Consider the following 13020-nt stretch of genomic DNA (forward strand, 5'->3'; position numbering starts at 1 on the left):
TCGTCACGACTTGTGTGTAATGCAATGGGTTGAGGGCTGGACCGGGATTTCGCGTTAGCTCTTTTGTGCCGCGATTTGTTGGTCGCGATTATCGAGTTTATGGGATCGACACCGAGCTCACGCTCGTTTTGCGGCTGCCCGAGTTTTCCCAGAGGCGGCCGTTCTTTTTTCGTGCGAATGGAATGAAGACCGCCGCGCTAGGACCCCTCCGATTGCTGACAAATTATTGAGGGATGGCCGGATGTCGTAAAACAAAGCAATTCTGGGTCTCCCACACTTTGTGTGACGGCCGCGTTGGGGGCTTGATTTCGGGCCGATCTGGCCTACGTTGATCGTTACCATGAGCCAAGTTCTCGGTGGGATCGATCGTATTCTCGCCCGTGTAGGTAAGCGCGTCGTCTCCAGTGACGCGCGAGGGGAGACCGTTACTGTCGAAGCCTGCAGTACGGTTCGCGCGGCACCGTGTCCTGCCTGCCATCGTTGGAGTAACCGACGCCACGGCAGCTATGTGCGCAGGCTGGAAGAACGTCCGATGCTTGACCAGCGGGTCGTTCTCGCCATTGAGGTGCGTCGCTTCAAGTGTGCAAATGCCGGCTGCCCGCGTCGTACGTTTGCCGAGAACATCCACGCCTTAGCCGGTCGGCATCAACGTCGTATGCAATCGCAGGCTCGGGCGTTGCACGCGCTGGGCCATGCCCTCGGTGGTGAGGCGGCTGCCCGGCTAGCTAACGTCCTGGGCTTGCGTACCAGTGCCGACACCGTGCTGCGGGAGTTGCGCAGAGCTCCTGAGCGCAAGCGCAGACCACGACCGCGGGTCGTCGGCATCGATGACTGGGCGATCGCGCGCGGTCACCAGTATGGAACGATCATCGTCGACCTGGAGCGACGTGAGCCGATCGCAGTGTTCGCCGGCAGGGAAGCAACTGCGGTGGCCGCGTGGATGCGTGCGCACCCATCGATCGAGATCGTCGCCAGGGACCGGGCCGGGGCCTACTCCGAGGCCGTCGACATTGCGCTGCCGGCAGCCACGCAGGTCTCGGATCGCTGGCATCTACTGTGCAACTTGCGCGACAACGTCGAGAGACTGCTGTGCCGACTCGGACCGCAACTGCGCCAAGCCGCGCAGCAAGTCGAGGTCCGTGGCGTGACCCTGGGCCGGCACCGGGAGCTGAGTCGCAACTCACTGTGGTCATGGCAGCGTCTGAGCGATCAGCGACGCGCCTCGCGGCTGGAGCTGTACGAGCGGGTGATGGCGCTACACGCCCAGGGCGGCACGATGAAAGGAATCGGGCAAGAGCTCTCAATCGACCATCGAACCGTGCGCAACTTCATCACTGCGGGGGCATTCCCCGAGCGCGCACCCAGGGCGCGGGGTCCGACGCCTTTAGATCCTTATCTCAGCGATATCGAGGAACGAATCGCACAGGGCTGTCGCTTTCCTGAACTGATCTGGCGGGAACTCAAGCAGCGAGGATACACGGGCAGTCGCGCCGCCGTTCGGAATTGCGTGATTCGCCTCCATTTTCCGCAGGGCAAGAAGCCTCTTTTCCAGGCATCCGTGCGCACGATGCCGTGCCCGTCGGCCCGGCGCGTGTTCGGATGGCTTATAGGATGGAGGAAGCTCGCGGTCGCGCAGCCCAGGAACGCGGACCACGAGCGCTTCGTGCAGGCGCTGTGCAAGATCGAACCCGTGGTGGGCGAGGTCCGCAGCCTCGCGCGGGAGTTTCTCGGGCTCATGCACCGGCGAAGTCCGCGGCAGTTCGATCGATGGTTGAAGCGTCTGTCGCGCTGCGACGCTGCGGAAATGCGCAGGTTCGCGCAAAGCCTGCGCGCCGACTTACCGGCTGTGCGTGCGGCCTTCAAGCTGCCATGGAGCAATGGCCAGACCGAGGGTCACGTCAACCGGCTCAAGTTCCTCAAGCGCCAGATGTATGGCCGCGCGAACATCGAGCTTCTGCGGCTGCGGGTATTGAAGCCAAGCTGAAACGGCCCGCCTTGTTCTACTGGACCCGCTAGCCCGTTCGCCATCGCAGAGGAATGAGCTCGTGGGGCCAGGGCGAGGCCGACGGGGCTCGCCCTGGTTCGCGGATAAGCAGAAGAATGGTGGTGGGGGGCGATGGAGACGACGGCCGTTCCAGGCGACAAGATCCTCCACGCGAGTTCGCCGTCGTCACACAAATTGCGGAAGACCCAACTTTCTTTTGTTCTACGGCAGTCGGGCTACAGCACTCTCGACTTCGACCACTTTCCCCAGCTCGACGCCGCGTTCAAGCCCAGAAATCATTGCAAAGAGGACCGCGCGCGCTTCGAAGCGGGCGAAATAGGAAGGCGATTCCGGGTCGCTGGGCACCGTAACGACCGGTCAGTCGAGCGCGTCAATCCCCGGCAACCCCCGCGCCGCCATGTTTTCCGTATGCGCCAGGTGCAGCCGCGTCAGTCGCTCCGCCTCGGCCACGTCCTGCGCGCGGATCGCCTCGAAGATCGCCACGTGCTGGCGCAGCGACTCCTTGCGTTCCTCCCATTCGGACGCGACGAAATAGCGCCGCAGGCGCAGTTCGATATCGCGGATCACGTCATGCGCGAAATGGTTGCCAGCGGCTTCGGCAATCACCGAATGGAACTGTGAGTTCGCGCGCGAGCTAGCGGCGTAGTCGTCGCGCTCGATCGCGGCGATGCCTTCGTCGACGAGCTGGCTGAGCTGCTGCAGGTGCAGCGTGCGGCGGCGGTGCGCGGCCAGCCCGGTGATGGCCGGCTCCAGCAGCTGGCGTAGCTCGAACAGTTCATGCAGTTCAACCATCGACAGCTTGCGCACATAGGTTCCGCGGCGCGGCGCCGATTCGACCCAGCCCTTGCCCTCCAGCGCCTTGAGCGCTTCCCGCACCGGGATCTTGCTGACGCCGAAGTGCTCGGCCACGTCGTCGATCAGCAGGCGCTCGCCCGGCCGCAGCTTGCCGGTCACGATGCCCTCGAACAGCGCGCTGTACACGCTGTCCTGCATGTTGGCGCCGCCCAGGTCGCGCGGCAGCTTTGGCAAGCCCGTTGCGGGCTGGTCGGTGGAGCGTGGGGTCGCGGGATCGCGCTCGGCTTGCATCTTGGTCAGCGAAAGGATGATTAGACAGCTTGGGGTGTGACGAATTAGGCCCGCGTCCGGACGGGCAAAAGATCTGCTTGACGACTCGCGGAGCGTAACATATTCTTTGCTCAAATAAAGTATACGAGATTTATACTACGGATACTAAGGAGCGTCCCATGAGGTTGTTGTCGACTTTCGCGCTACGACGGCGCGGCATACTGGCCCGCCTGGCGACAGGCGCCGCGGTGTTATGCAGCGTGACCCTTGCGCACGCCGAGTACCCGGACAAGCCGATTACGTTGGTAGTGCCGTTCGCCGCCGGTGGCGGTACGGACATCACCGCACGTTTGATAGGCAAGAAGCTTGCTGAGGCCTATCGCCAGGCAGTGGTGGTCGACAACAAGCCGGGGGCCAATACGCAGATCGCCACGCGCCACGTCGCGCGTGCCCCCTCGGACGGTTACACCTTACTGGTGGCCTCCACCTCTATCGTCAACAACGAGACCCTCTACGCGCGGCTGCCGTACCAGGCGTCGCGCGAGCTGACGCCGGTGGTGGGACTGGTGACGGTGCCGGCGTTCCTGGCAGTGGGGCCTAATATCCAGGCCAGGACCGTGCGCGAGTTCCTGGCCGAGGCGCGGCGCAAGTCGGCGCAGGGCGGCCTGAACTTCGGCTCGGCCGGCACCGGAAGCACGTTGCACTTGGCGGCGGAGTGGTTCAACCAGAGCGCACAGTTCAAGGCCGTTCACGTCCCGTTCAAGGGCAGCGGGCCGGCCACGGTGGCGCTGGCCGGCGGCGAGGTGGACTACACCTTCGAGAACCTGGGACCGGCGCTGGCGCAGATCCAGTCCGGCCGCGTGCGGCTGCTGGGCGTGGCAGGGCCGGCGCGCTTCCCGGGACTGACCGGGGTACCGCCACTGAAAGAAGCGGGCCTGCCCGAGGTCGACCTGTCGAGCTGGTTCATCCTGATGGCGCCGGCGCAGACGCCTCCGGCGGTGATCGAGTCGCTGAACGCGCAGGTCAACCGCGCACTGGCCGATCCCGAGGTGAAGGCCGGCCTGCTGCGACAAGGGTTCGTGCCGCTCGGCGGCAGCGTGGCCGAGATCCAGGCGCGCATGGTGCAGGACACCGGCCGCTGGCGCGCCATCATCCGCAATGCCAACGTCACCATCGACCAGTGAGCCGCGCATGACCAAGATGATGGAACCCACGCCGGATCTGGCGGCGCTGGCCGGGCAACCGTGGATCGGGCGCAGGCTGGAGCGCCGCGAGGATGCGCGACACCTGGAAGCGCGCGCGCAGTTCGTGGCCGACGTGGAGCTGCCCGGCTGCCAAGAGGTGGCGTTCGTGCGCAGCCCGGTGGCGCACGGCCACCTGCGCGGTATCCGCTTGCCGCAGGAGTATCCGGCCGGCACCTTCTGGACCGCGGCCGATCTGGCCGGCGACGTGCTGCCGATTTCCTGCGCGCTGTTGCGTGACGAGTTCAATGGCGCGCCGTGGCCGCTGCTGGCGGTGGACCGCGTGCGCTTTGTCGGCGAGGCCGTGGTCATGGTGGTGGCTCCGACCCGTGCCCAGGCCGAGACCCTGGCCGAGGAAGTGGAGCTTGATATCGAAGTCCTGCCCCCGGTAGTGGATGCGGTGGCCGAGCTGGCCACCCCCGGGCCGGTGCTGCATGCCGGACTGTCCTCGAACGTAGTGATGCGCGTGGCGCGCACGCTCGGCGACTTCGACGCCATGCTGGCCCAGGCCGACGCTGGCGGGCTGCGGCGCGTGACGCGGCAGTTCGCCATGGACCGCGTGCTGGCGAGCCCGCTGGAGACGCGCGGCTGCGTCGCCAGCGCGGACCGCCGCAGCGGCCATCTCACGCTGTACCTGTCGACGCAGCGGCCGCACCTGGTGCGCAGCTTCGTGGCCGAGCAGCTGACCCGGCTCAGCGAGGCCGAGCTGCGCGTGATCGTGCCGGACGTGGGCGGCGGCTTCGGCGCCAAGAGCAATCTGTACCCGGAAGAAGTGCTGCTGGCCGCGCTGGCCCTGCGCGTGGGGCATCCGCTGCGCTGGATTGAGGACCGCTACGAGCATTTCGTGGCGAGCAACCATAGCCGCCAGCATGCACAGGAGGTGAGTGCGTGGTTCGACGCCAGCGGACGCATCCATGGCATCGATGCACGCATCGTGGTGGATTCGGGCGCCTATTCGGCCAAGACTTCCACCGGTGCGATCGAGGCCAATATGGCGGCCAACGTGCTGCTGGGGCCGTATGACGTGCGCAACTACCGCTTCGAGGCGGTCAGCGTCTACACCAACAAGAGCCCGCTCGGCCCCTATCGCGGCGTCGGCCGGCCAGGCGGCTGCTTTGCCATGGAGCGCATCGTCGACGAGGTGGCGCACGCGCTCGGGCTGGACCCAGTGGCGGGGCGCCCCCCCCCCCCNAACCTGATCCCGCCGAATGCATTTCCGTACACCACCGCCACCGGACTGGTCTATGACTCCGGCAACTATGCCGAGGCCTTGGATGCCGCAGTCGAGCGCGTGGCCGCCAAGTGGGGCACGCCGGAGCCGGGCAGCGGACGATGGCGCGAGGGCATCGGCTATGCCATGCTGGTGGAGCAGGCCGCGCACGGCGCGGAAGAATGGCGCCGGCGCGGATCGCCGGCGGTGTACGGCCATGAATCGGCACGCGCCACGCTGCACAGCGACGGCTCGCTCGAGATCGAGGTCGGCACCCTGTCGCACGGGCAGGGGCACCAGACCAGCCTGGCGCAGATTGCCGCGCAGGTGACCACGCTGGATCCCGCCGGGATCCATATCCGCCAGGGCGATACCGCGGCGGCGCCGTTCGGCATGGGCACGGTGGCCTCGCGCTCGATCGTGATGGCCGGCGGTGCGGTGCGGCAGGCTTGCGCTGCGCTGGTGGCCAAGGCGCGCAGCATCGGCGCGGTGCTGCTCGGCTGCCCGGCCGAGGCGCTGCGGTTGCAGGACGGCAACCTGATGACGCCCGACGGCCGCACCGTGACACTGGCCGAGGTGGCGCGCGTGGCCTACATCGGCATCCACCAACTGCCGCGCGAGATCGCGCCGGGCATGTCGGTGGAAGCCGCCTACCGGCCCGAGGTGGAAACCGGCACCTTCTCCTACGCCGTGCACGCCGCGCGGGTGCGCGTCGACATCGATACCGGCCTGGTGCGCGTGACCGGATACGTAGTCGCGGAGGACTGCGGCACCGTGGTCAATCCGCTGATCGTCGACGGCCAGATTATCGGCGGCGTCGCACAGGGCATCGGCCAGGCGCTCTACGAAGCCATGCGCTACAACGCCGACGGCCAGCCCGAGACCGTCACCTTCGGCGACTACCACGTGCCCAGCGCGATGGAGATCCCGCCCGTCGACATCATCCACCTGTGTACGCCGTCGCCGTTCTCTGCCTTTGGGGTCAAGGGCATGGGTGAGGGCGGCTCGGTGCCGCCGCCGGCGGCCATCGCCAACGCGGTGCGGGCCGCGCTCAAGGAGTTTGACGTGCAGGTATGCGCCACGCCGATCACGCCGGACGGACTGCTGGAGCAGCTGCTGGCGCATCCCGACTATGCGGAGGTGATGGCATGAAGCTGCCCGCCCTGGAATACCGCGCCCCCACCACGCTTGAGCAAGCCATCGCGCTGCTGGCGGCACTGGGCAGCGATGCCCGCGTGCTCGCCGGCGGCCAGAGCCTGCTGCCGATGATGCGCTTTCGCGTGGTGCGCCCGCACGTGCTGGTGGACCTGTCGCGCGTGGCCGAGCTGCGCAGCCTGTCGCTGCAGGACGGCACCATCGGCGCGATGGTTACCCACGACACGCTGGAACGCCAGCGTGGCGACCTGCCGGTGTGGCGGCTGGGGGCCGCCCCCGCCCCCCCCTGCCGGTGTGGCGGCTGGTGGCCGCGCATGCCGCGCAGATTGCCTTTGCCGCCGTGCGCAATCGCGGCACCGTGGGCGGCAGCCTGGTGCAAGCAGACCCCGCCGGCGACTGGCCGCTGTTGTTCCACGCGCTGCGGGCGCAGGTGCGCATCAGCAGTCTGCGGGGCGACAAGACCGTGCCGCTGGCCGCGTTCGTGCGCGGCCCGCTTGAAGTGGATCTGCAGGTCGACGAGCTGGTCACGGCGATTGCCTTGCCCGCGGCCTCGCTAGGGTTGGAAGGGTGGGGCCGCGCCAAGCTGATGCAGCGCGCCGGCGAATACGCCAGCAGTGCCGCGGTGGCGGTGCGCCTGGCCGGCGGCGCTTGGTCGTGCTGGGCGGGCGCGCTGCCCGGCGGACCCCTGCGGCTGGCCCACACCGAGGCCGAGCTGGCCCGCGGCGCCTGCAGCAGGCAGGCGCTGTACGAGGCGGCTCGCGCCGACCTGGCCGAGGCAGTGCCCCACGGCGCCGCGTCGCTGCACCGCCATACCGTCAATGCGCTGCGCGCAATCGCGTCGGCGCAAGCATCGAACCGGAGTATCCATGGAAACTGAAGCCAACCTGATCACCTTGAGCCTTGAGCTCAACGGCCAGCCGCACCGCTGCGACATCGAGCCCGGCACCTCTTTGGCCGACTGCCTGCGCGACACCTTGCGCATGACCTCGGTCCACCTGGGCTGCGAGCACGGCGTCTGCGGCGCCTGCAATGTGATAGTCGACGGCAAGGTGGTGCGCTCCTGCCTGACGCTGGCTGCCGGTTGCGAGGGCAGCGCCGTTACCACGCTGGAGGGGCTGGCTGACGCGCCAGCGCAGGCCATGAAGCAGGCCTTCCGCCGCCACCACGCGCTGCAGTGCGGCTTCTGCACGCCCGGCATGATGGTGACCGCCTGCGCCATGCAGGCCGAAGCAGCGGAGTGGTGCCAGCGCAGCGAGGATGAAGTGCGCAGCCACCTGGCCGGCAATGTGTGCCGCTGCACCGGCTACCAGGGCATCGTTGCCGCGGTGCGCGAAGGGCTGGCCGCGGCCACCGACAGCGTCCCGGAGGTGACCGTATGAACCAGACCCCCTTGCCTGGCGTGGTCGGCGCCGCCATCGTGCCGCATGCCCCCCAGTTCCTCTCGCTGCCCGAGACCGAGGATGCCGCGCAGGTAGAGCGCGTGCGCGTGGCGCTGCGCCAGATCGGCGACCGCCTGCGCGCGCTGGAGCCTGACTGCATTGTGATCCTGTCCAACGACCACGGCGACCACTTCGTGACGCACTGCGTGCCGCCGTTTTGCGTGCACGCCGCCATCAGCGCCGACGGCATGCACAAGCACCGCGGCGACTGGCGCGTGGACGGCATCACGGGCCAGGCGCTGGTGGGCGCGATGGGTGAAGAGGGCTTTGACCTGGCCTTTACGCTCGACGCGCGCCTGTCCACCGCCTTCACCATTCCTTACGAATTCATGGGCTTCGGCCGCGACATTCCGATGCTCCCGGTGTTCGTCAATGCCTACGTGCCGCCGCAGCCGGATCCGCTGCGCTGCCACCGCTTCGGCGCGGCGCTGGCACGCGCGCTGGCGCGGCTGGGCAAGCGCACAGTGCTGATCGGCAGCGGCGGCCTGTCGCACTATCCCGGCACCGTCCATTACCCGCATCCGGACGTGCAGGGCGATCAGCGCATCTTCGATGCGGTCGCCGCGGGCCAGCTCAGCCAAATGCTGGCCTATGACGCGCAGCAGCTCGACCGCAGCGGCAACGTGGAGCTGCGCATGGCCCTGGCCGTGGCGGGAGCGGTGGGCAACCGCGTGCCATTTGCTTCGCTGTTCGAGCCATCCTGGCACCACGTATATGCCGCCTTCGGATGGGACCTGAGCGAACCCGTGCCGGAGCCCGAGCTGATCTACCCGGCGCTGCCGGGGCAGCGCGTGCCGCTGGTGCGCGCGTTGTTTGCGCTGCGCACCACGGCGGCCAGTGTCGATCACTTCTTGGACGATGCCGCCGGCTTCTGCGCCGGCTTCGGCCTGGACCCCGATGAAACCGAGGCGCTGTCCGCCCAGGCCTTTGAGCGCCTGCGCGACGACTTCGGCATCCATGCACTGCTGACTTCAGGCGCTGCCACGCATATCCGGCTGGTGGCCGGCAAGCGCAGCGCGACCTGAGGCACACAAGCTTCACAAGCCATCCAACCAGAGAGGAGTCAATCATGTCGATCCAGGTATTCGAATCGTTGAAGGGCAACACGCCGGAGCAGCGCTTGGCCGAGCTGGATATCCAGCTGCCGGAAGTGCGCAAGCCGGTGGGCAACTACACCGGCGCCGTGACCACCGGTAACCTGGTGTTCGTGGCCGGTCACGGCACTTTTGTCGGCCCGCGCCAGACCCACAAGGGCAAGCTCGGCGCCGACGTGTCCGTTGAGCAGGGCCGCGACGGCGCCCGCACCGCGGTGACCAGCGCGCTGGCCTCGCTCAAGGCCGAGATCGGCGAGCTGTCGCGCGTGCGGCGCGTGGTGCGGCTGTTCGGCATGGTCAACTCGGCGCCGGATTTCGAGCGCCAGCCGGAAGTCATCGACGGCGCCTCGGACGTGCTGACCTCGGTGTTCGGCCCCGCCGGCGTGCATGCGCGCTGCGCGGTGGGGTTTGCCGCGCTGCCGTTCGGCATGCCGATCGAGCTCGAAATGGTGGTCGAGATTGCGTGAGGCCGGCATGCAACGCACAGCAGAGATAGCAGGCGGCGGCATCGCCGGCCTGAGCTTGGGCGCCTTGCTCGCGCGGCGGGGATGGCGCGTGCGGGTCCACGAGCAGGGCGAGCAGATCCGCGAGATCGGCGCGGGGATCTATATCAAGAACAACAGCCTGGAGGTGCTGGAACACCTGGGGGTGTACGAGCGCATCCGTGCGCGCGGCACGCCACTGGCGGCGGCACAGATCCGCTTTGCCGACGGGTCGGTGCGGCAGCAGCGTACCTTGTCGGGGACTTCGCGCGTGGTCACATTTGCGCGCCAGACCTTGATCGAAGGCTTGCGCGACGCGGCGCTCGACGCCGGCGTAGAGATCGTCACCGCCTCGCGCGCCACCGGCCTGCGCCAGCAGGCGCGCGGGCGCCGCGCCCTGGTCACGGCCGACGGCAAGGTTCATGCGGCCGACCTTGTGGTGGCGGCCGACGGAGTGCATTCCGCGGTGCGCACGGCACTGGACATCGGTGCGTACTTTCGCGAACTGCCGACGCTGATTGACCGCTTCCTGGTGCCGACGTGCGTCTTCACCCCCGAGCCGCGCACGGAGGAGCACTGGTCCGGCAACCGCCGCATCGGCGTGACGCCGGCCGGCCCGGAGCACACTTACGTGTACATGGTCGCGCCAGCCTCGGACCGGCGCGCCGCGGCGATCCCGCTGGACGTAGCCGACTGGAGCGCGCGCTTCCCGCGCCTGCGCGAGCTCCTGGCGTGCCTGGGCGAGGCGCCGTCGACGCAGTACCACTATGGCGTGGTGCACTGCCCGCGCTGGTCGGTCGACAACGTGGCCGTGCTTGGCGACGCCGCGCACGGCCTGCCGCCGACGCTGGGCCAGGGCGCCGGCCTGACCCTGATGAATGCACTGGCGCTGGCCGAGATGGCCGGCGCTGCGGCGGACGTGCCGGCGGCGCTGCAGGCGTGGGAGCAGCGGGTGCGGTTTATCAGCGACCAGACCCAGAAATGGGCCTGCCGCTATGACGCGTTCACGCGCCAGTGGCCCACCGCGCTGGATTTCGCCCGGCCGCTGGTGGCCTGGAGCTTCGGCCGCTTCCGTTTCCTCAACGACCGCATGCGCATTGCCGACCGGGGGCTGCGGCTGGCAGGCATCCGCGTCGGCGCGGAGGCACCACCATGCTGATCGAAGGCAGCAAGACCCTGCCGGCACCGCGAGACGTGGTCTGGCGCGCGCTCAACGACCCGGCTTTCCTGCAGCGCACGCTGCCGGACTGCCGCGCGCTCGCGCAGCGCGGCGCGGACGAGTTCGTCGCCACGCTGGTAACGGGCATCGGGCCGATCCGGGCCTCGTTCGACGTGGCTTTCCGCCGCGAAGGCGTGGAGGCCGGGCGCGGCTACACGCTGGTGGGCGAGGGCTCGGCTGGCGCGGCGGGCAGCGCCGCCGGGCAGGCGCAGGTGGTGCTGGAAGACCTGGATGGTGGCACGCTGCTGCGCTACTCGGCCGACACCGCCGTGCAAGGCAAGCTGGCGCAGCTGGGCACGCGCATGATCGACGGCGCGGCGCGCAAGTTCTCCGAGCGCTTTTTCCACAATATCCAGCAGGCGCTGCTGGCCGGCAGCGAAGCATCGGCCCTGGCTCCGGCGGGCGGTGTGCATGTGAGTACGGCGGGGGATATCGTGGCTAGCGCGCGCACGGCGCGGGCCGCCGCCATGTCCGGCTGGTTGTTGCCCGTGGCCTGCGGGCTGGGTTGCTTCGCCGGTACGCTGGCCGCGGGGTTGCTGCGTTGACCGGCGCCGTGGATACCGGGCCGGACGCGCGCGCCAGCCTCTACGGCACGCGGCAGGCGGTGGTGACCGGCCACCATCTTGCCACGCAGCAGGCCTGGCGCGTGCTCGACGAGGGCGGCTCGGTGGTCGATGCCATGATTGCCGCGTCGGCGGTGCTGGCGGTCGCCCTGCCGCACGCCACCTCGCTCGGCGGCTGCGGCATGGCGCTGATCCGCGATGGCGCCTCGGGCCGCACCATGGCGCTCGACGGCAGCGGCAGGGCGCCGCGGGCGGCGACGCCGGAGCGATTCACCGCACAGATCGACGCGCGCGGCCCGCGCAGTTGGCTGGTGCCGGGTCTGGTGGCGCTGTGGCAGGCGGCGCATGCGCGCTTCGGCAAGCGGCCCTGGCACGGGCTCTTCGACGCCGCCATCGCGCTGGCCCGCGACGGCGTGCCCTGTGCCAGCGAGCTGGCGCGCAACCTGCGGCTGTGCGTGCCGACGCTGGCCGCGCAGCCGGGATTTGCCGCGCTGTTCCATGACGCGTCGGGCCAGCCGCTGCGGGCCGGCATGGTCATGCGCCAGCCGGCGCTGGCGGACACGCTGGAGGACGTGGCGAGGCAGGGGTCAGAGGGCTTCTATCTCGGGCGTGTCGCACGAGCGCTGGTTGAGTTCTCTCGTGCCACTGGAGGTCTCCTGGAAGCTGGCGATCTGGCCCCCGCGCAGGCGGATTGGGCCGAGCCGGTGCACGGCGAGTTTGACCAGGGTTGGTCGGCCACCGTAATGCCGCCCAATTCGGTTGGCGTGCTGATGCTGGCGCAGTTGGCCGATCTGGCCGCTCGGGGCGATACACCTGCCGCCGACCCTGCCGATTGGCAGGTCCGCCAAATCCTGGCCGCGCGCCGGCAACTGATGGCGCTGCAAGACGAGGTCGCCAACCCCGCGCGGCGCTGGCCGGTCCCCGTGTGCGCCAACCGCGACGGTGAGGACCCGGGCGATACCGCCGGCATCGTCATCGTCGATCATGCCGGCAACGCGGTCTCGATGCTCCAGAGCGTGTTCCAGCCCTTCGGCAGCGGCTGCGTCGACCCTGGCAGCGGCATCCTGCTCAACAACCGGCTTAGCGAGTTCTCGCTCGAACCCGCTGCCCATAATCGGCTGGCGCCGGGCAAGCGCCCGGTGCATACGCTGAACCCTTACCTGGTGTTCCGCGACGGCCGGCTGGTGCTGGCGGCGGTTTCGCCGGGCGGCATTAGTCAGACGACCACAGGCGTGCAGTTGGTCTGCAACGCCTGCCTGCGCGACCTGCCGTTGAGTGCGGCCATCGACGCGCCGCGCTGGAGCTTGACCCGCGACGGCGGCTTCCTTGCCGAGCGGGGCGTGCCCGCGGTGCTCGCAAGCAGGCTCCGCGCGCATGGCATCGCGCTGCAGGCGGACACGCCGCACCCGTTCTACTACGGCTCGGTCAAGGCCATCCGCTGCGGCCCAGACGGCGTGCTCGAAGCCGCAGCCGACCTGCGCCGCCAGGCCACCGCCATGGCCGGCTGACATCCCAAGACCATTGCCCCTGTCGCCAGGGAACACCTA

Annotated in this window: 11 protein-coding genes and 1 pseudogene; 11 read left to right on the plus strand and 1 reads right to left on the minus strand. The window is 68.8% G+C overall.

Annotation, left to right across the window (positions count from 1 at the left end):
* Positions 1–340: 340 nt before the first annotated feature.
* Entirely contained in the window at positions 341–1984 is a 1644-nt protein-coding gene (locus CF68_RS26925) for an ISL3 family transposase (RefSeq protein WP_084187456.1), read from the plus strand.
* Positions 1985–2362: 378 nt separating this feature from the next.
* Here CF68_RS26925 and CF68_RS26930 read toward each other — a convergent pair whose 3' ends face one another.
* Positions 2363–3091 carry a GntR family transcriptional regulator gene (locus CF68_RS26930; protein WP_035824892.1) on the minus strand — a complete coding sequence of 243 codons (729 nt, stop codon included), beginning with the start codon at positions 3089–3091 and terminating at the stop codon, positions 2363–2365.
* Between the two features lie 239 nt (positions 3092–3330).
* Here CF68_RS26930 and CF68_RS26935 point away from each other — a divergent pair, with 239 nt between their 5' ends.
* The 10 genes and pseudogenes from CF68_RS26935 (at position 3331) to CF68_RS26980 (ending at position 12981) form a co-directional block, all read left to right on the plus strand.
* Entirely contained in the window at positions 3331–4254 is a 924-nt protein-coding gene (locus CF68_RS26935; protein ID WP_051591695.1) for a tripartite tricarboxylate transporter substrate binding protein, read from the plus strand.
* Between the two features lie 7 nt (positions 4255–4261).
* Positions 4262–6673, plus strand: a complete 2412-nt coding sequence (locus tag CF68_RS26940) for a xanthine dehydrogenase family protein molybdopterin-binding subunit (protein WP_051591696.1) — start codon at positions 4262–4264, stop codon at positions 6671–6673.
* Positions 6670–6897 (plus strand): annotated as a pseudogene (locus CF68_RS39215) (xanthine dehydrogenase family protein subunit M); the annotation flags it as partial. The gene CF68_RS26940 and the pseudogene CF68_RS39215, both read left to right, overlap by 4 nt.
* 83 nt (positions 6898–6980) lie before the next feature.
* Positions 6981–7553: a xanthine dehydrogenase family protein subunit M gene (locus CF68_RS39015; protein ID WP_161786877.1), complete on the plus strand. Its 573-nt coding sequence runs from the start codon at positions 6981–6983 to the stop codon at positions 7551–7553.
* Positions 7543–8055 carry a (2Fe-2S)-binding protein gene (locus CF68_RS26955; protein WP_022540352.1) on the plus strand — a complete coding sequence of 171 codons (513 nt, stop codon included), beginning with the start codon at positions 7543–7545 and terminating at the stop codon, positions 8053–8055. Before CF68_RS39015 ends, CF68_RS26955 begins: the two co-directional genes overlap by 11 nt.
* Positions 8052–9140, plus strand: coding sequence for a hypothetical protein (locus tag CF68_RS26960; protein WP_035824899.1), 1089 nt, complete (start codon positions 8052–8054; stop codon positions 9138–9140). The genes CF68_RS26955 and CF68_RS26960 overlap by 4 nt, the downstream gene beginning before the upstream one ends.
* A gap of 44 nt (positions 9141–9184) precedes the next feature.
* Positions 9185–9676 (plus strand): RidA family protein, encoded by a 492-nt coding sequence (locus CF68_RS26965; protein WP_051591697.1) that lies wholly within the window; start codon positions 9185–9187, stop codon positions 9674–9676.
* A gap of 7 nt (positions 9677–9683) precedes the next feature.
* A complete protein-coding gene (locus CF68_RS26970) occupies positions 9684–10850 on the plus strand; it encodes an NAD(P)/FAD-dependent oxidoreductase (protein ID WP_051591698.1) in 1167 nt (388 codons plus the stop codon).
* Positions 10844–11455: a CoxG family protein gene (locus tag CF68_RS26975; protein ID WP_051591699.1), complete on the plus strand. Its 612-nt coding sequence runs from the start codon at positions 10844–10846 to the stop codon at positions 11453–11455. Before CF68_RS26970 ends, CF68_RS26975 begins: the two co-directional genes overlap by 7 nt.
* Positions 11452–12981, plus strand: a complete 1530-nt coding sequence (locus CF68_RS26980) for a gamma-glutamyltransferase family protein (RefSeq protein WP_035824902.1) — start codon at positions 11452–11454, stop codon at positions 12979–12981. Before CF68_RS26975 ends, CF68_RS26980 begins: the two co-directional genes overlap by 4 nt.
* The last annotated feature ends 39 nt before the right edge of the window (positions 12982–13020 follow it).

The sequence above is a fragment of the Cupriavidus sp. SK-4 genome (assembly GCF_000611125.1).
Lineage (GTDB): Bacteria > Pseudomonadota > Gammaproteobacteria > Burkholderiales > Burkholderiaceae > Cupriavidus > Cupriavidus necator.

Excerpts from the sequence above, each read along its gene's own strand:
- CF68_RS26970 (WP_051591698.1), top strand. The coding sequence starts at position 9,684 with ATGCAACGCACAGCAGAGATAGCAGGCGGCGGCATCGCCGGCCTGAGC.
- CF68_RS26975 (WP_051591699.1), top strand. The coding sequence starts at position 10,844 with ATGCTGATCGAAGGCAGCAAGACCCTGCCGGCACCGCGAGACGTGGTC.
- CF68_RS26930 (WP_035824892.1), bottom strand. The coding sequence starts at position 3,091 with ATGCAAGCCGAGCGCGATCCCGCGACCCCACGCTCCACCGACCAGCCC.
- CF68_RS26965 (WP_051591697.1), top strand. The coding sequence starts at position 9,185 with ATGTCGATCCAGGTATTCGAATCGTTGAAGGGCAACACGCCGGAGCAG.
- CF68_RS26925 (WP_084187456.1), top strand. The coding sequence starts at position 341 with ATGAGCCAAGTTCTCGGTGGGATCGATCGTATTCTCGCCCGTGTAGGT.
- CF68_RS26955 (WP_022540352.1), top strand. The coding sequence starts at position 7,543 with ATGGAAACTGAAGCCAACCTGATCACCTTGAGCCTTGAGCTCAACGGC.
- CF68_RS26960 (WP_035824899.1), top strand. The coding sequence starts at position 8,052 with ATGAACCAGACCCCCTTGCCTGGCGTGGTCGGCGCCGCCATCGTGCCG.